The 546-nt window shown below is 66.8% G+C and carries 1 protein-coding gene; it reads right to left on the bottom strand.

All coding sequences use genetic code 11. The features are described from left to right. Window positions 1-350, bottom strand: a 350-nt coding sequence (locus VXC91_RS46775; protein ID WP_329513392.1) for a hypothetical protein, incomplete at its 3' end; no start/stop codon positions are given. Between the last annotated feature and the right edge of the window lie 196 nt (window positions 351-546).

Below are 546 nucleotides of genomic sequence, written 5' to 3'. Positions count from 1 at the left end.
AAGCCACAGGGCCAGTCGTAGTCCAGTGCGTCCAGCGAGGTCGCGGTGCCGCAGCAGGGGACCACCACGCCGAGGGTTGCGAAGCCGTCGTCGCAGTGGGCTTCGAGTAGGTCGGCCCACCACTCGGTGTCGATCGACGCTCCGCAGTGGGGACAACCGATCTTCTGCAGATTCTGGCCACAGTCGACAACGGTGAGTGTGTCGTACCAGGTGACGTCGATCTCGACGTCGACGCCGTCGGGGAGCCCGGAGGCCAGGTCCTCCACGATCGACGCAGTACGGTCAGCCGCGGCCTGCTCGGGCTGCCAGTGCGGGTCGGTCGGAATGACAGAGAGGACATCTTCACTCACGGGCTCACTCGATTCGTCAGGCGGGAACCTCATCCAGGCAACGCGATGCTAAATGAACGTGCGTTCGGGTGGCGGGTTCCCAAGCCGACGCTCCCTGCTCAACCCGCCTCGCGCCGCGTACGAGACGGTACGGCGCGAAGGGCATCCCGTGCACAGCCCGCAGTGCGCGACCGCTCTGCGCGCCGTGCACGGTCCC

It is taken from the genome of Streptomyces chiangmaiensis, assembly GCF_036281785.1.
GTDB lineage: Bacteria > Actinomycetota > Actinomycetes > Streptomycetales > Streptomycetaceae > Streptomyces > Streptomyces chiangmaiensis.
The sequence above is the reverse complement of the archived record's forward strand: the minus strand, read 5'-3'. Positions and strand labels throughout refer to the sequence as shown.